This window comes from Enterococcus bulliens, assembly GCF_053761865.1.
In genome coordinates this window covers 84,456-102,499 of the sequence record NZ_JBSMXK010000003.1, presented here as the reverse complement: position 1 = coordinate 102,499, position 18,044 = coordinate 84,456, and the positions used below count along the sequence as shown (strand labels likewise).

Sequence of the window (18,044 nt, the reverse complement as noted above, 5' to 3'; positions counted from 1 at the left end):
GAGATGCAGTCATTTTCAATAAAACGAATTCAACAAGAACCATTCTTTACGTGGTTATTTCTAGCAATGCAGACGATTACATTTGTTCTAGGGTATATATTACCAAATGATCCATTGAAAAATGCAGGTGTTTTATACGGACCGTCAGTTGTATTTTTACAAGAATACTGGCGATTTATTACGCCGATTTTTCTTCATTTTGGGTTGATGCATTTTGCAGTCAATTCAGTTGTATTGTATTTTATGGGAAAACAAATTGAACAAATTTATGGTCACACCCGCTTTTTTATTCTTTATCTAGGTAGTGGGATCATGGGGAACTTGATGAGTTTTGCCTTTAATCAGCCCGGCATTATTTCAGCAGGTTCTAGTACATCACTCTTTGGATTGTTTGGTGCATTTGTCGTGTTAGGATTTCATTTTCGCCATCAGCCCGGCATCCAAGCGATGGTTCGTCAATTTGGGTTATTTTTGATTTTGACCTTTGCTTTTGGTGCATTTGATCAAAGTATCGATATTTGGGGTCACGTAGGCGGGTTACTTGGTGGGATTTTATTTGGCAACAGTCTCGCATTGCCAAAAAACAAAGGGAACTATTCGATTCACATTCGGATTTTATCAGGAATTCTTTGTTTATTTTTTATCATATTCTTTTTGATGTACGGTTTCAAAAAATATCTCTAGAGAGTATAATAGATGAGGAGCTAGCCAATGGAAACGCTCTATGATGTACAACAATTGTTAAAACGCTTTGGTATTATCGTGTATTTAGGAAAGCGACTGTACGATATCGAGTTTATGACATTAGAAGTAAAAACATTATACGACAGTCGCTTGATTGATCGTGATACGTATTTATCTGCGCGTGCCATTTTAAAACGTGAACATCATATTGAAGAAAGTAGAGGAGAAAAGTAAATGGATAAAAAAGTAATCGGAATCGACTTGGGTGGAACAACCGTTAAATTTGCGATTTTAACACAAGCAGGTGAAATCCAACAAAAATGGAGTATTCCAACAAACATTTTAGACGAAGGCTCTCATATCGTCCCGGAAATCATTGAATCGATCAATCACCATCTTTCTTTATTTAGTATGAAAGCCGAAGATTTTATTGGGATTGGCATGGGAACTCCTGGAAGTGTCGATCGTGACAAGGGAACTGTGATCGGTGCCTATAATCTAAATTGGAAAACAACACAATTTGTTAAAGAAGAGATCGAAAAAGGAACAGGTATCTCATTTTTCATCGACAATGATGCGAATGTAGCGGCTCTTGGTGAACAATGGAAAGGTGCCGGCGAAAATGCGCCGGATGTGGTATTTGTGACTCTTGGAACTGGAGTTGGTGGCGGGATCATCATGAATGGTCAATTGCTTCATGGTGTTGCTGGTGCAGCTGGAGAAATCGGACATATCACAGTCGACCCAGATGGCTTTTTATGTACATGCAGGAAAAAAGGTTGCTTAGAAACCGTTTCTAGTGCGACAGGAATTGTGCGTGTTGCACGTAAAATGGCAGAAGAATATGCTGGTAGTTCTGAACTTAAAACGTGGTTAGATGATGGCCAATCGATTACGAGTAAAGATGTCTTTACTGCGGCACAAAATGGCGATCATTTTGCCAATTTAGTTGTCGATAAAATTTGTTATTTCCTAGGATTAGCAGCTGGTAATATTGGAAATACGTTGAATCCATCAAGTATCGTTTTAGGTGGTGGAGTTTCAGCGGCTGGAGAATTTTTACGCACACGTGTTGAAGAACACTTTTTAAATTTCACATTCCCACAAGTAGGAGAATCCACAAAAATCAAATTAGCAGAATTAGGAAATGATGCTGGCGTTATTGGTGCCGCATCATTAGCGATTAGTAAGTAGAGAAGGGTTGGATTAGGATGAATTTCTTACAAGGATTGACATTAATTATATTTTTAATCGTCGTTGGGATTGCACTAAACTGGTTGTATTACTATATTTTAGGTAAGCGTTCGGCAACGATGCTAGATCAAGAAGCATTTAAAGAGGGGATGCGAAAAGCGCAAGTCATCGATGTGCGTGAAAAAGATACGTTTAATGCAGGTCATATTTTAGGTGCCAGAAATATTCCGTATACTGTCTTGGCGCAATCGTATGCTTCGATTCGTAAAGATCAACCGGTTTATTTATACGATACTGCACGCGCTTTAAGTGTACGTGCGGCAAATAAATTACGCAAACAAGGTTATAAAGAGATTTACATTTTAAAAGATGGTTATCAAACATGGACTGGTAAAACAAAGGCGAAAACCAAATAAAAAAAATCCCGCGATCTGCGGGATTTTTTTATCTTGCGTGACTTTTGCGGTGAGCTTTTTTGCGATTTTCATCAATCATTGCTTCTTTTTGTTCGATTGGTTCAATCACTTGTTTTTTGATCAATTTTACTAATCCCATCGCTGCGATGACAGTTGTTGCTGTTCCTGCAAAAAAACCAGATGTAAATTTCTTCATTAAACTTCACCTCACAATATTCTTATTCTTATTATGGTACAAAAAGGAAAAAATAGAAAGTAAAAACTATTTTGAATAATATTTACTAAATAAATTGATAAATTTTACTAAATATTATATAATGAAAAAAACAACAGAAAAGAGGAAGAAGACATGGAACAATTGGCAACTCGTTTTGTAGAAGTCTTTAATGAAAGCGCAACAGCAAGTTATTTTGCACCTGGACGCATTAATTTGATTGGTGAACACACAGATTATAATGGAGGACACGTTTTCCCAGCGGCCATTACGTTAGGTACTTATGGATTGGTCAGTCTTAGAACAGATAGAAAGATCCATGTCTACTCCGAAAATTTTTCAGATAAAGGTATTATTTCGTTTTCATTAGATGAGTTGTCGTATAAAAAAGCAGATGATTGGGCGAATTACCCTAAAGGTGTTTTTGCGTATCTAATTGAAAGCGGTTATAAAATCGAGAGTGGGATCAATATTTTATTTTATGGGAACATTCCAAATGGTGCAGGGCTATCTTCTTCAGCTTCAATTGAGTTGCTGACAGGGATTATCGCAAAAGAGTCTTATAATCTAGCGATCGATCGTTTAGATTTAGTAAAATTAGGTCAAAAAGTAGAAAATGATTTTATCGGCGTAAATTCTGGGATCATGGATCAATTTGCTATTGGTATGGGAAAAAAAGAACATGCGATGTTGCTTGATACCAATACATTGCAGTATGAATATGTTCCAGCGGTATTTGGCGAATATGTGATTGCGATCATGAATACGAATAAGCGACGAGAATTAGCAGATTCTAAGTACAATGAGCGACGTCAAGAATGCGAGGATGCATTAGCGAAGATCCAAACGAAAAAAGCTGTCTGTTCATTAGGTGAGTTGACTGAAGCGGATCTAGTAGAAATAGAAGAGCTGATTGCTGATGAAACGTTATTTAGACGTGCACGTCATGCGGTGACTGAAAATGAACGTACACTAAAAGCAAAGGCAGCATTAGAGGAGAATAACTTAGAAACATTTGGACGTCTACTCGATGCTTCTCATCGGTCGTTAAAAGAAGATTATGCTGTGACGGGTGTAGAATTAGATACGCTAGTTGCCGCGGCTCAAGCTCAAGCATCTTGTTTAGGGGCACGGATGACCGGAGCAGGATTTGGTGGATGCGCCATCGCGTTAGTAAAACAAACCGAATTTGATGACTTTGTCACTGCTGTGTCCACAGATTATCTTGATAAAATCGGTTACAAAACAGATATCTATCAAGCAAGTATTGATGATTGTGCCAGAAAATTATAAGATGAGTAAGGATACATCAAAGGAGGAAATAACAACATGGCAATTTTAGTATTAGGTGGGGCAGGATATATTGGTTCCCATGCAGTCGATCAATTGGTCGCAAAAAACCAAGAAGTCGTAGTAGTAGATAATTTGTTGACCGGACATCGTCAAGCGGTTCACGAAAAAGCAACATTCTATGAAGGAGATATTCGTGACAAAGCTTTTTTAACAAACGTATTTGAGCAAGAGCAAATCGACGGTGTCATCCATTTTGCAGCCAGTTCACTGGTAGGCGAATCCGTTGAGAAACCCCTAAAATATTTTAATAATAACGTGTATGGCATGCAGATCTTATTAGAAGTTATGCAAGAACATGATGTTAAACACATCGTCTTTTCGTCGACTGCTGCAACGTATGGCGAACCAGAAGTTAGCCCAATCACAGAAGAAACACCAACAAATCCTAAAAATCCATACGGTGAAAGTAAATTGATGATGGAAAAAATGATGAAGTGGTGTGATGAAGCCTACGGGATGAAATATGTCGCATTACGTTATTTCAACGTAGCTGGCGCAAAACAAGATGCTTCGATCGGTGAAGATCACACACCGGAAACGCACCTAGTACCAATTATTTTGCAAGTGGCTTTAGGTCAAAGAGACAACTTGCAAATTTTTGGCGATGATTACCCAACTTCAGACGGTACGTGTATCAGAGATTACGTTTATGTCGAAGATTTGATTGCTGCACATTTACTGGCATTAGAATACTTACAAGCGGGAAATGAAAGCAATCAATTCAATCTAGGATCAAACAATGGGTATTCGGTTAAAGAAATGCTCGATGCAGCTATAGAAGTGACTGGAAAAGAAATTCCTGCAGTCGTAGCACCACGTCGTATGGGAGATCCAAGTAGTTTAGTTGCTTCAGCAGATAAAGCAAAAGAAATTTTGGGCTGGTCACCAAAAACGACTGAAATCAAAGAAATCATTCGTACAGCTTGGGATTGGCATGTTAGCCATCCAAATGGATACGAAGACTAAGAGTAGAACTGAGGAGGAAGAAAGATGTCGATCAGCCAAGTGATTACCGATTTTACGACCTATGCCATCGAGTTGGGTGGGTTTATGGAAATGGATCGAATTTATGTTCAAAATCGTTTATTAGGAATGATCGGAGAAGAAACGCTGACTGAAACAAATGTACGTGCGGTTAAAACACCTGCGATACAATTAGCTGAACAGCTTTTCAAACAAGCACTGATCAATCATAAAGTAAACGATACGCTAAGTGAGAAAGAACAATTTATCTCACAGCTGATGGATATCTTGACGCCGCCACCTTCTGTTGTCAATGCGTTTTTTGCACAGCATTATGCTCGCGATAAACAAGCAGCGACGGATTATTTTTATACGTTGTCGAAACAAAATGATTACATCAAAACGGAAGCAATCGCTAAAAATATCGCGTTTGAAATAAAAAGTAAGTACGGGAAATTAGAGATCACGATCAATTTATCTAAACCAGAAAAAGATCCAAAACAGATTGCTAAAGAACGTGCCGTTGTTTCAGGTGGTTACCCAAAATGTTTACTATGCATGGAAAACGAGGGGTATTTAGGTCGCGTGAATCATCCGGCACGTAGCAATCATCGAATCATTCGAATGAATTTGGAAGGTGAATCGTGGGGCTTTCAATATTCACCGTATGCCTATTACGATGAGCATTGCATCTTTTTATCTGAAGTTCATCGTCCGATGACGATCTCAAGACAGACATTTGATCGCTTATTGCAGATTGTGGATGTTTTTCCACATTATTTTGCAGGATCAAATGCCGATCTACCAATTGTTGGAGGGTCGATTTTATCACACGATCACTATCAAGGTGGCGCTCATGAGTTTCCAATGGCGAAAGCTTCGATCAAAGAAGTCATCTCGTTACCATTGTTTCAAAATGTTACTGCTGGGATTGTGGATTGGCCGATGTCAGTGATCCGCTTGCAGTCTCAAAACAAGCAAGAATTGGTCAATGCAGCCGAATATATCTTGGAAAGTTGGAAAGGGTATACAGATGAATCTGTTGATGTATTCGCCTATACGACACAACCGCATCATACGATCACACCGATTGCGCGCAAAAAAGATGGGTTCTATGAACTTGATCTTGTGTTGCGTGATAACCACACGACACAAGAATTTCCAGAAGGTGTGTACCATCCACATCGTGATATTCAACATATCAAAAAAGAAAATATCGGTTTGATCGAGGTAATGGGACTGGCGATCTTGCCACCGCGTTTAAAACGTGAAATGGAAGAAATGGAACGTTTTTTATTAAATGAACCGCATGAATTGTCTGAGATTCACCATGCTTGGGCACAAGATGTCAAGTCGCGTCATCAAAACGTAACGAACGAAGTCGTAGCTGACATTGTTAAAGCTGAACTTGGTGCAGTCTTTTTACGAGTGTTAGAAGATGCAGGAGTCTTTAAAGACACGCCAGAAGGTCAAGCAGCCTTTTTAAGATTTACAGCTCAATTGTAGAGGAGGGATTTTTTGGCTACGATCAAAGATATCGCTCAGCGTGCAGGCGTTTCATCGGCTACGGTATCACGTGTTTTAAATTTTGATACAGAATTATCCGTCGCGATGGAAACGAAACAAAAAATTTTCGAAGTTGCTGAAGCACTAAATTACCACAAGCATAAGCAAAAAAAGAAAGAAACCGCATTGATCCGCTATGTACAATGGTACGATACAGAAGAAGAGCTAGCCGATCTGTATTACTTGGCATTGCGACTGGGCATTGAGAAGAAGGCAGAAGAGCTCAATATTCGCTTGCTAAAAGAATCGTTGGATCAACTCTCCGATACAGAAGTAGATGCTACGATCGCAGTCGGGAAATTTGATGCCAATCAGATTCGGTTGCTCGATAATAAACACCATCCGGTATTGTTTGTGGACTCAGATGAAGCTCGTGGACATCATCATGCTATCGTGGTTGATTTTGAACAAGGAGTCCAGCAAGTTATCGATATGCTAGTGCAACATGACCATCAAAAAATCGGGATCTTATCTGGTATCGAATATACCAAAGGAAGCCATCATCAGATCATCGATCGGCGTTTGGTCGCGTTTAAAGAGTATCTAACAAAGCTAAAACTATGGGATCCAGAGTATCAATTAAAAGCAGAATTTACTGTAGAATCTGGTTATCAAGTAATGAAAGAGTATTTGGTAACGCATCAAACCTATCCGAGTGCTTTTTTTGCTTCAAGCGATGCACTTGCCATTGGTGCGCTAAGAGCGATTAAAGAAGCCGGTCTACAAGTTCCTAAAGATTTAGCTGTGATTGGCTTTAACGATGTCAGTGTTGCAAAATACGTGACACCACCTTTATCAACCGTCCGAGTCTATGCAGAGTGGATGGGTGAATTAGCTGTGCAAACGATCTTTCATTTAATGAAAGATCCACCACCAGTAGTGCAAACCATTACGGTTGGTACGCAACTGATCATAAGAGAATCATCTTAAAAAGAAACTATGAAAAAGTAGCTAGTTCTAAGAAACATGGTGAATCATTCTGATGATTACTGCACTTGTTTCGGTGATTTTCAAAAAAGCGATCTCTGTAACACCGTGTATTCGGTTTTTAAGGGAGTGTGACAGATTTTTGTCGCACTCCTTTTTTGTGAGAAATCAGAGGTTTTTTTCTTGTTTAGATTTGTGGTAAGATAAACAAGACTTTATGAAAGTAGGGAAATAAGATGAAAACATTAGCAATCGATACGTCTAATCAAACAATGGCATTGGCCTTGATGGAAGACGGGAACCTGATCGCTCAATTACAGACCACCGTAAATAAAAACCATAGTCGTTCGTTACTTCCGGCCATTGATTTCTTAATGCATTCGGTCCAGTGGCAACCAAAAGATCTTGAACGAATCGTCGTAGCAAAAGGACCCGGTTCATATACGGGACTTAGAATCGGCGTTACTACAGCTAAAACATTGGCTCAAACGCTAAAGATCCCATTACATAGTGTATCAAGCTTAGCCATTCTAGCATTGAATGTTGGGCAAGAACATGAACTGATCGTACCGCTTATGAATGCACGTCGTAATAATGTATATAGTGGTGTCTATCAACAAAATCTTGAACTGACCTTGATTTTAAGTGATCGCCATTTTGCCTTACCAGAGCTCCTCGAATGGTTAAAGCAAGATGGACGGCCCGTCGTATTTGTAGGAAAAGATGTCGAGTTGTTTCAAAGTGCGATCAACGAAACATTGCCAAACGCTAGATGGGTAACGGATGAGAGTATGCAATATCCGAGTGCCATTAAAGCGATCGAGGTCAGCCAGACTTTAGGAACAGTAGAAGATGTCGCGACATTTGTACCGAGTTATCTAAAGAAAGTAGAAGCGGAGGAAAAATGGCTTGAAACACATCAAGAATCTTCTGAGCCGTATGTGGAAAAGCTTTAATCTACAACAACGTCATGCCTTTAGCTATCATTATCCGCATAAAGAATACGTAGTAGCAAATCAGCTATTTGATGTCTATCAAGCAAACGCTAGTCATATCAAAGCATTATTAGAACTAGAACGCGATGTCTATGAGGAAACCCCTTGGGAAAAAAGTGCGTTTTTGCATGAATTTATGTCGGCATTGCCTCATCTGTATTTATGTATATTTACTAAAGAACGATTGGTCGCTTTTGGCGGTATCCGTGTATTTCAACAAGATGGGCATATCACCAATATCATTGTAGCCAAACAAGCGCAAAGTAGTGGCTTGGGCACGATCATCATGGAAGAACTAGAAGGATTTGCTAGAAACCAACACTGTCAGTCACTTTCTTTAGAAGTACGTAAAAGCAACCTTGATGCCCAACGATTTTACCGTAGATTAGGTTTTGTTACGACGATCGTGAAACCGAATTATTATGAGCGTGAAGATGCATTAGAGATGAGGAAAGCGGTATGATGATTGAAGAAGCAATGAATATGAGTGTTGCTGAAAGCAGACGAGTGTATGCACTTGCGAGTGCTTGTTTTTCCCATGCACCTTGGACTGCAGAACAGTTTTATACGGAGAATCAATTGCAATATTCTCATACGTTACTGGTTAAAAAAGATGCGGATATGATTGGCTTTTTAGTCTATCAAGAACTTGCAGGACAAGCAGAGATTTTATTGATCGGCGTCTTGCCAGCATATCGCAAGCAAAAAATTGCGACTGTCTTACTTGAAAAAATGTTTGAACAGTCTGAAGTGACAGAATATTTTCTAGAAGTACGTGCGTCGAATCAAGCAGCGTATCGATTATATCAAGCGCATGGATTTGAGCATTATCATACGCGTCGATCGTATTATCAGCAGCCAGTAGAAGATGCATACTTGCTGAAAAAGAAAGTAGGAACAAATCAATGAGTGAATTAATTTTAGCAGTCGAAAGTAGCTGCGATGAAACGAGTGTGGCCGTCGTTAAAGATGGTGCAGAGATTTTGAGTAATATCGTAGCTTCACAAATCAAAAGCCACCAGCGTTTTGGTGGTGTCGTACCTGAAGTTGCCAGTCGTCATCATGTAGAAGAGATTACCACGTGTATCGAAGAAGCGTTAAGTGAAGCGGGGATTACACCAAAGGAATTGACTGCGGTCGCTGTGACGCAAGGTCCTGGTTTGGTCGGCGCATTGTTAATTGGGATCACAGCAGCCAAAGCATTTGCTTGGGCGAATCAACTACCACTAATCCCTGTTAACCATATGGCAGGCCATATCTATGCCGCACGATTTGTGGAACCTTTAACATTTCCGTTGATGGCTTTACTCGTTAGTGGAGGGCATACTGAGTTGGTCTACATGAAAGCAGCTGGAGAATACGAGATCATCGGTGAAACACGAGACGATGCAGCAGGCGAAGCATATGATAAAGTCGGGCGCGTTTTAGGGTTACGTTATCCTAGTGGTAAAGAAATCGATCAAATGGCACATAGAGGAAAAGAAAGTTATCCTTTTCCACGTGCAATGATCCATGAACCTAATTTTGATTTTAGCTTTAGTGGACTAAAAAGTGCCTTTATCAATCTAGTCCATAATGCGGATCAAAAAGGCGAAACGCTAGATGCAGAAGATTTAGCCACAAGTTTCCAAGCGAGCGTCATTGATGTGTTGGTTACAAAAACCATTCGGGCATGTCAAGCATATCCAGTAGCACAGTTGGTCGTAGCCGGTGGTGTAGCAGCCAATCAAGGATTACGCACGACTTTAGTCACACAGATGCAACAAGCGTGTCCGAAAACAAAAGTCATTTTCCCGCCACTTGCGTTATGTGGGGATAATGCTGCGATGATCGCCGCCGCAGCTCATATCGAGTATCAAAAGCAACATTTTGCCGACTGGGAATTAAATGCTATCCCAAGTTTAGCGTTTTCGCGCAAAGAGTCTGAGGTTTAGACTAGAAAAGCATTGGATTATTTGGTATAATCGGGTGTAGTTTTTTATGCAAGAGAAAAGTAATCGTATCAGCTCTAGCAAGCGAGTCTGGAATAGGTGGAAGCCAGATAATCTGATTAGATGAAGCGCCCTCATGTACATGATCATTCGATCACGGTTAGCGACCGTTACCAGCTGAGTCGATTTGCAATATGTGCGAATAAGTAGAGTGGTACCGCGGGAAATCTCGTCTCTAGTCAGCAAGAGCAGACTAGGGGCTTTTTTTATGATATTACAAATAAAGGAGTACACAGATGAATAACAAAGATATCGTCGCAAAAGCGATCCATCAAGCAGTAGCTGAACACTTATCTTTAGAACAAGTGACACAGTTACTCGAAAATCCTAAGAGTGCAGATCATGGAGATGTCGCATTTCCAACATTTGCATTAGCAAAGGCTTTTCGTAAAGCACCACAAATGATTGCTGCTGAGTTAGCAGAACAAATCGATGCCACTGCATTTGAAAAAATCGAAGTCGTAGGACCCTACCTGAACTTCTTTATGTCAAAAAGTGTCATCAGCCAACATGTATTGCGCCAAATTTTGAATCAAGGGACTCATTTTGGTGATGCAAGCATTGGACAAGGACAAAATGTTCCCATCGATATGTCTTCACCAAATATCGCTAAACCAATTTCAATGGGTCATTTGCGTTCGACAGTTATTGGAAACTCTTTAGGCCTGATTTTAGAAAAAGTCGGATATAATCCAATTCGGATCAATCATCTAGGTGACTGGGGTACTCAATTTGGGAAATTGATCGTAGCTTATAAAAAATGGGGATCAGAAGAAGCCGTTAAAGCACAACCAATCAGCGAGTTATTACGTTTGTATGTAGAGTTTCACGAGCAAGCAGAAATCAACAAGGAATTAGAAGATGAAGCCCGTGCTTGGTTCAAACGCTTAGAAGACAATGATGAAGAAGCGTTGCAATTATGGAAATGGTTCAAAGAAGAGTCAATGAAGGAATTTAATAAGATCTATGATATGTTAGATATTTCATTTGATTCGTTAAATGGTGAAGCTTTTTATAACGATAAAATGGATGAAGTCGTTGAACTATTAGAAGAAAAACATCTATTAAAAGAAGATCAAGGAGCAGAGATCGTTGATCTATCTAGTTATGATCTAAATCCTGCGTTGATCCGTAAATCAGATGGGGCTACGCTCTACATCACTCGTGATATGGCAGCAGCATTATATCGTAAGCGGACATATGCATTTGCCAAATCATTATATGTCGTTGGAAATGAACAAAGCTATCATTTTAAACAATTAAAAGCAGTGTTAAAAGAAATGGACTTTGCTTGGTCAGATGATATGGAACATATTCCGTTTGGTTTGATCACAAAAGATGGTAAAAAACTATCGACTCGTAAAGGAAAGATCGTGTTGTTAGAAGAAGTGCTAAATGAAGCGATCGACTCTGCTAATGAACAAATCAGTGAGAAAAATCCTGGATTAGTCAATAAAGAAGAAGTGGCGAAACAAGTAGGGGTCGGAGCAGTCGTTTTCCATGACCTAAAAAATGATCGTTTAAATAATTTTGACTTTACATTAGAAGAAGTTGTGCGTTTTGAGGGGGAAACTGGACCTTATGTGCAATATGCGCGTGCGCGTGCGATGAGTATTTTACGTAAAGCTGATTTTACTATCGATCCAGAAGCAACGTATACATTAAATGATGAAGGCAGTTGGGAAGTTGTGAAATTGTTGCAACAATATCCAGAAGTGGTCTTGAATGCAGCTGAAAAATACGAACCATCGATTATTGCCAAACATGCAATCAAATTGTCTCAAGCGTTTAATAAATATTATGCAAATACAAAAATTTTAGCTGACGATGAACAAAAAGAAGCGCGTTTAGCCTTGGTTTACGCTGTAACAGAATTAATCAAAGAAGATTTACGTTTGCTTGGCTTAAAAGCCCCAGATCAAATGTAAAAAAAAGCCCTTGGGAGAACCTGATCAAGTGAAAACGATCAGGTTAGCTACCAAGGCTTTTTTTAAAGGCGTGATAAGAAAAAGTCGGCTAGATCTTGTGCATCTGTCACGGATTTTGTAATGATGACGATCGTGTCATATCCTGCTAATGTCGCTACCTTTTGCGCTAATGTATAGTCGTCTAAGGCTGCAGCCAGTAGTTGAGCGTTATTTGGTAACGTATGTAAAATCGTTAAAAATTGTGCAGTATCGACTTTGGTCACGTGTTCTTGGATCAACTGGTTTAAATTTTCTTCTTGGTTTCCCTCATCAGGAACAACTTGCTCTTGAAAGAGAACAAAGTGGTTTTCGCCATTTAGATCGGGGGTCTTAACGATTTTTAAGTCACGAATGTCGCGCGAGATCGTTGCTTGTGTCGCATCGACACCTAATTGTTTTAAACGACCGAGTAGCTCTTCTTGTGTGTGGATCGACTCTTGTCGAATCACCTCTTTAATGACTTGATGTCGTTGTGCTTTTCGCATCACGTAAGCTCCTTTGCATAAAAATTCACCCTCATCATATCAAATTCTCGTTTAAATGCCTAGCGCTTTTCATTAAAGGAAATCTCAAGGGAGCATTTTAATAAAATTTAGCGGATCTCTAAAGAAAAGAGTTGCACTTTAACTAAAACTTCGGTATAATCTATCAGGTGTGATAAACACAAAAATCCACATTTTGCTTTGTTGTAGGAGTGGTGCTGAAAATCAGTTCTCCTATAAGTTATGAAGTAAAAGAGGAACTATAAACCAATCGGAGGAAACAAAAATGGCAGTAATTTCAATGAAACAATTACTTGAAGCCGGTGTACACTTTGGTCACCAAACTCGTCGCTGGAACCCAAAAATGAAGAAATATATCTTCACAGAAAGAAACGGAATCTACATTATTGACTTACAAAAAACAGTTAAATTAGTAGATGCTGCATACGACTACATGAAAGCTGTTGCTGAAGATGGCGGCGTTGCTTTATTCGTAGGAACTAAAAAACAAGCACAAGATGCAATCAAAGAAGAAGCTTTACGTGCTGGACAATACTATGTAAACCACCGTTGGTTAGGTGGAACATTAACAAACTGGGAAACAATCCAAAAACGTGTTTCTCGCTTGAAACAAATCAACAAAATGGAAGAAGAAGGTACGTTTGAAGTCCTACCTAAAAAAGAAGTTGTAGGAATCAAAAAAGAACGTGAGCGCTTAGAAAAATTCTTAGGCGGTATCGCAGATATGCCTCGTATTCCAGATGTTATGTACATCGTTGACCCTCGTAAAGAGCGCATCGCTGTTCAAGAAGCTCACAAATTAAATATCCCAATCGTAGCGATGGTGGATACGAACTGTGATCCAGATGAAATCGATGTTGTAATTCCATCAAATGACGATGCAATTCGCGCGGTTAAATTAATCACTGCAAAAATGGCTGATGCTTTCATCGAAGGAAACCAAGGTGAAGATCAAGTGGTTGAAGAAGACTTTGCAGCAACAGAAGCAACTTCAATCGAAGAAATCGTTGATGTAGTTGAAGGTTCTAACGAATCAGCAGAATAATTACTATTCAATGGAGCTGTTTCAAAGGCTAGGCGTATGCCTTTTACTCCTTTGAAACAGCTTTTTTTAAAAAAACTTTAGGAGGAACAAAAATGGCTCAAGTAACAGCTAAATTAGTTAAAGAATTACGCGACATGACAGGCGTAGGAATGATGGACGCAAAACGTGCATTAGTTGAAGTTGATGGCGACATCGATAAAGCTGTAGATTTATTACGTGAAAAAGGAATGGCGAAAGCGGCTAAGAAAAATGACCGTATCGCTGCTGAAGGGTTAGCTTCAGTTGCTGTAGACGGAAACGTTGCTGCAATCGTAGAAGTAAACTCAGAAACAGACTTCGTTTCTAAAAACGAAAAATTCCAAGAATTAGTGAAAGAAATCGCTGAATTAGTAGCGAAAAACAAACCTGCAGATTTAGAAGCAGCGATGGCAATGACAACTGCTAAAGGAACTGTAGAAACTGATTTAATCGAAGCAACACAAGTAATCGGTGAAAAAATCAGCTTCCGTCGTTTCCACGTTGTAGAAAAAGGCGACAACCAAGCATTTGGTGGATACTTACACATGGGCGGACGTATTGCAGTATTAACTGTAATCGATGGCTCAACTGATTCAGACGTAGCGAAAGATGTTGCGATGCACGTTGCCGCAATCAACCCTCGTTATGTAAATGAAACACAAATTCCTCAAGAAGAATTAGATCACGAAAAATCTGTTTTAACAGAACAAGCATTAAACGAAGGCAAACCTGCGAATATCGTTGAAAAAATGGTTGTTGGTCGTTTGAACAAATTTAAGGCTGAAATTTCATTAGTTGACCAACCATTCGTTAAAGATCCTGACTTAACAGTTGAAAAATACTTAGCGACTAAAGGTGCTACAGTTGTTTCATTCACTCGTTTTGAAGTCGGCGAAGGAATCGAAAAACGCGAAGATAACTTTGTTGAAGAAGTTATGAGTCAAGTGAAAAAATAATTCTGTTCTACAGAGCAGAAGGGAACGCATATTTATGCGCTCCCTTTTTTTTGAGAATTTTCCTTGGGATAATTTCTAGGAAACTACTCATCAAACGTGACGCTTCAGTAAATAATGTGCTAAAATAAGCATATAACTGTGATGGAGGATAAAATTGTGAAACCAAAATACCAACGTGTTGTATTGAAATTAAGTGGCGAGGCATTAGCCGGAACAGAAGGATTTGGGATTAATCCCCCAGTTATTAAAGAAATCGTAAAAGAATTAAAAGATGTTCATGATCTAGGTGTCGAACTAGCGATCGTTGTCGGTGGTGGAAACATTTGGCGTGGACAGATCGGTGCGCAAATGGGAATGGAACGTGCGCAAGCAGATTATATGGGAATGCTTGCAACGGTAATGAATGCTTTAGCATTACAAGATACATTAGAAAACGCTGGAGTACCAACACGCGTACAAACATCAATTGAAATGCGTCAAATCGCAGAACCATACATTAGACGTCGTGCAGAACGTCATTTAGAAAAAGAACGTGTTGTGATTTTTGCTGGAGGAACTGGTAATCCATATTTCTCTACAGATACAACTGCAGCATTACGTGCTGCTGAAATCAACGCTGATGTGATCTTGATGGCAAAAAATAATGTCGATGGTGTCTACTCTGCAGATCCAAAATTAGACAAAGATGCAGTGAAATTTGAAGAGTTGACCCATATGGAAGTAATCTCAAAAGGCTTGCAAGTAATGGATTCAACAGCAAGTTCACTAAGCATGGATAATGATATTCCATTGCTTGTCTTTAATTTAAATGAACCCGGTAATATTCGTCGTGCAATTTTAGGTGAAAATATCGGAACTACTGTGAGGGGGAAATAGAAATGGCAGATCAAATTTTAACAGATGCAAAAGCGAAAATGAAAAAAGCGGAAGATAACTTACAACGTGAGTTAGGACAAATCCGTGCTGGACGCGCAAATGCTAGCTTACTAGACCGCGTATCGGTAGTGTATTACGGAGCACCGACTCCTGTGAATCAATTGGCATCCATTACGATCCCAGAAGCGCGTATCTTAATGATTACACCATTTGATAAATCATCGATCAAAGAAATCGAAAAAGCACTGATGGCATCTGATATTGGGATTACACCAACTAGTGATGGAAATGTAATTCGTTTAGTAATTCCTCAATTAACAGAAGAACGTCGTAAAGAATTAGCTAAAGACGTGAAAAAAGCGGCTGAGTCAGCAAAAGTAGCTGTTCGTAATGCACGTCGTGATGCATTAGATGCATACAAAAAACAAGAAAAAGCAAGTGATATCACAGAAGATGATTTACGTGACGCAGAAAAAGCGGTTCAAACTGCAACAGACGACAGTATCAAAACAGTTGATAAAATCGCAGCAGATAAAGAACAAGAATTACTTGAAGTGTAAGAAAAAGGTGATCGTGTTCGATCACCTTTTTTTCATGTAAAAAACAGAGAACAATAGTCATTTTTTGTAGCCATTAAATTTCTGTGAATAATGTTTGATTTTCATGGGCATTTTAAATGATTATTGCTATAATGAATAGACTAGTTATCTGATGGGAGCGACAAATATGTTACGATTTTTTCCACAAAAAAAGAACTATTTAGCAGAAACTCGTGAACAGACATTTGATCATACATTGCCAATACCAGAGCATGTGGCGATTATTATGGATGGAAATGGACGTTGGGCACAAAATCGCCGTCTTCCACGTGTTGCTGGACATAAAGAAGGCATGGAAACCGTAAAAAAAATCACACGTCACGCCTCACATTTAGGCGTAAAGGTATTGACGCTTTATGCGTTTTCGACTGAGAATTGGAAACGTCCGACAAATGAAGTCGATTTTTTAATGCAGTTACCAGTCGATTTTTTTGATAAGTTTGTCCCTGAATTGATCAAAGAAAATGTAAAAGTCCATGTGATGGGGTATCAAGAGTTTTTGCCAAAGCATACGCTAGAAGCAGTAGAACGTGCGATTGAACAAACAAAACACAATACAGGGATGATTTTGAACTTTGCGTTGAACTATGGTAGTCGCGCGGAAATCATTACAGCCATGCAACAAGTCTACACTGAAGTGGCTACGACGCATCAAGATGCTAGCAAAATTGATGAGACATTATTTGAAAAACATTTAATGACTGGTTTTTTACCTGAAACGTTACGTGATCCTTCATTGTTGATTCGAACGAGTGGTGAAGAACGTATCAGTAACTTTTTGTTATGGCAAATCGCCTATTCAGAACTATTCTTTACAAAAGCCTATTGGCCAGATTTTGATGAGCGATTGTTAGAAGAAGCCATTGCGGTATATCAACAACGTGATCGCAGGTTTGGTGCGGTCAAGATCAAGGAGGATAAGGAATGAAACAACGGGTCATTACTGCTGTTGTGGCGCTGATTATTTTCTTACCCATCATCTTTTTTAATTTTGGTGGACAAGCAGTCAATTTATTAGCAGCTGTATTAGCAGTCGTCGGGGTATATGAATTATTTCGCATGAATCAATTAACGATTTTGAGCTTTGAAGGAGTCTTATCAGCTTTAGGGGCTGTCATATTGGTCTTACCAAAAGATCCTTACTTTGCATTTTTAGCAGATCAAACATCAAAATTTAGTCTGTTTTATTTCATTGTAATGGTATTACTGGGCATTTCAGTCGTGTCAAAGAACACTTATACAATCGATGAAGCCGCTTTTCCAGTATTGGTTAGTTTATACGTCGGTGTTGGATTTGAGACGTTTGCTTCAGCAAGAGCAAGTAGTTTAGTCGTGTTGATGTTTGGGCTATTGATCGTATGGGCAACGGATATCGGTGCGTATATGTTTGGTCGTAAGTATGGGACGAAAAAGCTTTGGCCGGAAATCTCACCAAATAAAACGGTTGAAGGGGCGTTAGGCGGAATCGTAAGTGCGGTCGTCGTGGCCTTTGTTTATTTGATCTTATTTTCAGCAACTCGTTATTTCGGTCATGGATTTTTGATGATGCTGTTATTGACCGTGATTTTATCTATTATCGGCCAGTTTGGTGATCTAGTAGAGTCAGCTTTCAAGCGTCATTATGGCGTTAAAGATTCGGGCAAGATCTTACCTGGACATGGTGGGATTTTAGATCGTTTTGACAGTATGTTGTTTGTATTTCCGATGATGTATTTATTAGGAATCTTTTGATGAATCTAGTGCATGCACTAGATTTATTTTTTTACGAAAGTTAAAT

Annotated in this window: 21 protein-coding genes; 19 read left to right on the top strand and 2 right to left on the bottom strand. The window is 39.2% G+C overall.

Annotated features, from left to right (window positions below):
- Nucleotides 1–3 precede the first annotated feature (3 nt).
- From ACWOEC_RS02755 to ACWOEC_RS02740, 4 genes are read left to right on the top strand one after another with little or no spacing between them, the layout of a single operon-like run.
- Entirely contained in the window at nt 4–684 is a 681-nt protein-coding gene (locus ACWOEC_RS02755; protein WP_455305795.1) for a rhomboid family intramembrane serine protease, read from the top strand.
- Nucleotides 685–711: 27 nt separating this feature from the next.
- Entirely contained in the window at nt 712–918 is a 207-nt protein-coding gene (locus ACWOEC_RS02750; protein WP_455305793.1) for a YqgQ family protein, read from the top strand.
- The gene (locus tag ACWOEC_RS02745) at nt 919–1,878 is read left to right on the top strand and encodes an ROK family glucokinase (protein WP_455305791.1); all 960 of its coding nucleotides are present in this window, start codon (nt 919–921) and stop codon (nt 1,876–1,878) included. It begins immediately after the preceding gene.
- Between the two features lie 17 nt (nt 1,879–1,895).
- Nucleotides 1,896–2,294: a rhodanese-like domain-containing protein gene (locus ACWOEC_RS02740; RefSeq protein WP_455305789.1), complete on the top strand. Its 399-nt coding sequence runs from the start codon at nt 1,896–1,898 to the stop codon at nt 2,292–2,294.
- A 28-nt stretch (nt 2,295–2,322) separates the two neighbouring features.
- Here ACWOEC_RS02740 and ACWOEC_RS02735 read toward each other — a convergent pair whose 3' ends face one another.
- Nucleotides 2,323–2,490 carry a DUF3042 family protein gene (locus tag ACWOEC_RS02735; protein WP_297080280.1) on the bottom strand — a complete coding sequence of 56 codons (168 nt, stop codon included), beginning with the start codon at nt 2,488–2,490 and terminating at the stop codon, nt 2,323–2,325.
- Nucleotides 2,491–2,643: 153 nt separating this feature from the next.
- Between ACWOEC_RS02735 and ACWOEC_RS02730 the strand changes: the two genes are divergently transcribed.
- From ACWOEC_RS02730 to argS, 9 genes are all read left to right on the top strand, one after another.
- The gene (locus ACWOEC_RS02730; RefSeq protein WP_455305787.1) at nt 2,644–3,801 is read left to right on the top strand and encodes a galactokinase; all 1,158 of its coding nucleotides are present in this window, start codon (nt 2,644–2,646) and stop codon (nt 3,799–3,801) included.
- A gap of 36 nt (nt 3,802–3,837) precedes the next feature.
- Nucleotides 3,838–4,827: a UDP-glucose 4-epimerase GalE gene (gene galE, locus ACWOEC_RS02725; RefSeq protein WP_455305785.1), complete on the top strand. Its 990-nt coding sequence runs from the start codon at nt 3,838–3,840 to the stop codon at nt 4,825–4,827.
- 24 nt (nt 4,828–4,851) lie between these two features.
- Nucleotides 4,852–6,330: a UDP-glucose--hexose-1-phosphate uridylyltransferase gene (gene galT / locus ACWOEC_RS02720; protein WP_455305783.1), complete on the top strand. Its 1,479-nt coding sequence runs from the start codon at nt 4,852–4,854 to the stop codon at nt 6,328–6,330.
- Between the two features lie 12 nt (nt 6,331–6,342).
- Nucleotides 6,343–7,320 carry a LacI family DNA-binding transcriptional regulator gene (locus ACWOEC_RS02715; RefSeq protein WP_455305781.1) on the top strand — a complete coding sequence of 326 codons (978 nt, stop codon included), beginning with the start codon at nt 6,343–6,345 and terminating at the stop codon, nt 7,318–7,320.
- A gap of 233 nt (nt 7,321–7,553) precedes the next feature.
- Nucleotides 7,554–8,273, top strand: a complete 720-nt coding sequence (tsaB, locus tag ACWOEC_RS02710; RefSeq protein ID WP_455305779.1) for a tRNA (adenosine(37)-N6)-threonylcarbamoyltransferase complex dimerization subunit type 1 TsaB — start codon at nt 7,554–7,556, stop codon at nt 8,271–8,273.
- Entirely contained in the window at nt 8,257–8,775 is a 519-nt protein-coding gene (gene rimI, locus ACWOEC_RS02705) for a ribosomal protein S18-alanine N-acetyltransferase (protein WP_455305777.1), read from the top strand. Before tsaB ends, rimI (ACWOEC_RS02705) begins: the two co-directional genes overlap by 17 nt.
- Nucleotides 8,772–9,221 (top strand): ribosomal protein S18-alanine N-acetyltransferase, encoded by a 450-nt coding sequence (rimI, locus tag ACWOEC_RS02700; protein WP_455305775.1) that lies wholly within the window; start codon nt 8,772–8,774, stop codon nt 9,219–9,221. The genes rimI (ACWOEC_RS02705) and rimI (ACWOEC_RS02700) overlap by 4 nt, the downstream gene beginning before the upstream one ends.
- The gene (gene tsaD, locus ACWOEC_RS02695; protein WP_455305773.1) at nt 9,218–10,246 is read left to right on the top strand and encodes a tRNA (adenosine(37)-N6)-threonylcarbamoyltransferase complex transferase subunit TsaD; all 1,029 of its coding nucleotides are present in this window, start codon (nt 9,218–9,220) and stop codon (nt 10,244–10,246) included. The genes rimI (ACWOEC_RS02700) and tsaD overlap by 4 nt, the downstream gene beginning before the upstream one ends.
- 293 nt (nt 10,247–10,539) lie before the next feature.
- Nucleotides 10,540–12,231, top strand: coding sequence for an arginine--tRNA ligase (argS, locus tag ACWOEC_RS02690; protein WP_455305771.1), 1,692 nt, complete (start codon nt 10,540–10,542; stop codon nt 12,229–12,231).
- A 62-nt stretch (nt 12,232–12,293) separates the two neighbouring features.
- Here argS and ACWOEC_RS02685 read toward each other — a convergent pair whose 3' ends face one another.
- Nucleotides 12,294–12,755: an arginine repressor gene (locus ACWOEC_RS02685; RefSeq protein WP_455305769.1), complete on the bottom strand. Its 462-nt coding sequence runs from the start codon at nt 12,753–12,755 to the stop codon at nt 12,294–12,296.
- A 283-nt stretch (nt 12,756–13,038) separates the two neighbouring features.
- On the opposite strand from ACWOEC_RS02685, the gene rpsB reads away from it, so the two are divergent.
- The 6 genes from rpsB to ACWOEC_RS02655 all read left to right on the top strand — a co-directional run bounded on the left by rpsB (nt 13,039) and on the right by ACWOEC_RS02655 (nt 17,998).
- Nucleotides 13,039–13,818 carry a 30S ribosomal protein S2 gene (gene rpsB, locus ACWOEC_RS02680; protein WP_297080304.1) on the top strand — a complete coding sequence of 260 codons (780 nt, stop codon included), beginning with the start codon at nt 13,039–13,041 and terminating at the stop codon, nt 13,816–13,818.
- 92 nt (nt 13,819–13,910) lie between these two features.
- Complete coding sequence (gene tsf, locus ACWOEC_RS02675) at nt 13,911–14,792, top strand: translation elongation factor Ts (protein ID WP_455305767.1); 882 nt, start codon at nt 13,911–13,913, stop codon at nt 14,790–14,792.
- A gap of 153 nt (nt 14,793–14,945) precedes the next feature.
- Nucleotides 14,946–15,668, top strand: coding sequence for a UMP kinase (pyrH, locus tag ACWOEC_RS02670; RefSeq protein ID WP_035020756.1), 723 nt, complete (start codon nt 14,946–14,948; stop codon nt 15,666–15,668).
- Nucleotides 15,669–15,670: 2 nt separating this feature from the next.
- Nucleotides 15,671–16,228: a ribosome recycling factor gene (frr, locus tag ACWOEC_RS02665; RefSeq protein WP_297078967.1), complete on the top strand. Its 558-nt coding sequence runs from the start codon at nt 15,671–15,673 to the stop codon at nt 16,226–16,228.
- A 166-nt stretch (nt 16,229–16,394) separates the two neighbouring features.
- Nucleotides 16,395–17,195, top strand: a complete 801-nt coding sequence (locus ACWOEC_RS02660) for an isoprenyl transferase (protein WP_455305765.1) — start codon at nt 16,395–16,397, stop codon at nt 17,193–17,195.
- Nucleotides 17,192–17,998: a phosphatidate cytidylyltransferase gene (locus ACWOEC_RS02655; RefSeq protein ID WP_455305763.1), complete on the top strand. Its 807-nt coding sequence runs from the start codon at nt 17,192–17,194 to the stop codon at nt 17,996–17,998. Before ACWOEC_RS02660 ends, ACWOEC_RS02655 begins: the two co-directional genes overlap by 4 nt.
- Nucleotides 17,999–18,044 lie beyond the last annotated feature (46 nt).

Excerpts from the sequence above, each read along its gene's own strand:
- ACWOEC_RS02750 (WP_455305793.1), top strand. The coding sequence starts at position 712 with ATGGAAACGCTCTATGATGTACAACAATTGTTAAAACGCTTTGGTATT.
- ACWOEC_RS02735 (WP_297080280.1), bottom strand. The coding sequence starts at position 2,490 with ATGAAGAAATTTACATCTGGTTTTTTTGCAGGAACAGCAACAACTGTC.
- ACWOEC_RS02730 (WP_455305787.1), top strand. The coding sequence starts at position 2,644 with ATGGAACAATTGGCAACTCGTTTTGTAGAAGTCTTTAATGAAAGCGCA.
- ACWOEC_RS02685 (WP_455305769.1), bottom strand. The coding sequence starts at position 12,755 with ATGCGAAAAGCACAACGACATCAAGTCATTAAAGAGGTGATTCGACAA.
- argS (WP_455305771.1), top strand. The coding sequence starts at position 10,540 with ATGAATAACAAAGATATCGTCGCAAAAGCGATCCATCAAGCAGTAGCT.
- tsaD (WP_455305773.1), top strand. The coding sequence starts at position 9,218 with ATGAGTGAATTAATTTTAGCAGTCGAAAGTAGCTGCGATGAAACGAGT.
- tsf (WP_455305767.1), top strand. The coding sequence starts at position 13,911 with ATGGCTCAAGTAACAGCTAAATTAGTTAAAGAATTACGCGACATGACA.
- rimI (WP_455305775.1), top strand. The coding sequence starts at position 8,772 with ATGATGATTGAAGAAGCAATGAATATGAGTGTTGCTGAAAGCAGACGA.
- ACWOEC_RS02655 (WP_455305763.1), top strand. The coding sequence starts at position 17,192 with ATGAAACAACGGGTCATTACTGCTGTTGTGGCGCTGATTATTTTCTTA.
- ACWOEC_RS02740 (WP_455305789.1), top strand. The coding sequence starts at position 1,896 with ATGAATTTCTTACAAGGATTGACATTAATTATATTTTTAATCGTCGTT.
- galE (WP_455305785.1), top strand. The coding sequence starts at position 3,838 with ATGGCAATTTTAGTATTAGGTGGGGCAGGATATATTGGTTCCCATGCA.
- frr (WP_297078967.1), top strand. The coding sequence starts at position 15,671 with ATGGCAGATCAAATTTTAACAGATGCAAAAGCGAAAATGAAAAAAGCG.
- rpsB (WP_297080304.1), top strand. The coding sequence starts at position 13,039 with ATGGCAGTAATTTCAATGAAACAATTACTTGAAGCCGGTGTACACTTT.
- ACWOEC_RS02660 (WP_455305765.1), top strand. The coding sequence starts at position 16,395 with ATGTTACGATTTTTTCCACAAAAAAAGAACTATTTAGCAGAAACTCGT.
- ACWOEC_RS02745 (WP_455305791.1), top strand. The coding sequence starts at position 919 with ATGGATAAAAAAGTAATCGGAATCGACTTGGGTGGAACAACCGTTAAA.
- ACWOEC_RS02755 (WP_455305795.1), top strand. The coding sequence starts at position 4 with ATGCAGTCATTTTCAATAAAACGAATTCAACAAGAACCATTCTTTACG.
- rimI (WP_455305777.1), top strand. The coding sequence starts at position 8,257 with ATGTGGAAAAGCTTTAATCTACAACAACGTCATGCCTTTAGCTATCAT.
- galT (WP_455305783.1), top strand. The coding sequence starts at position 4,852 with ATGTCGATCAGCCAAGTGATTACCGATTTTACGACCTATGCCATCGAG.
- tsaB (WP_455305779.1), top strand. The coding sequence starts at position 7,554 with ATGAAAACATTAGCAATCGATACGTCTAATCAAACAATGGCATTGGCC.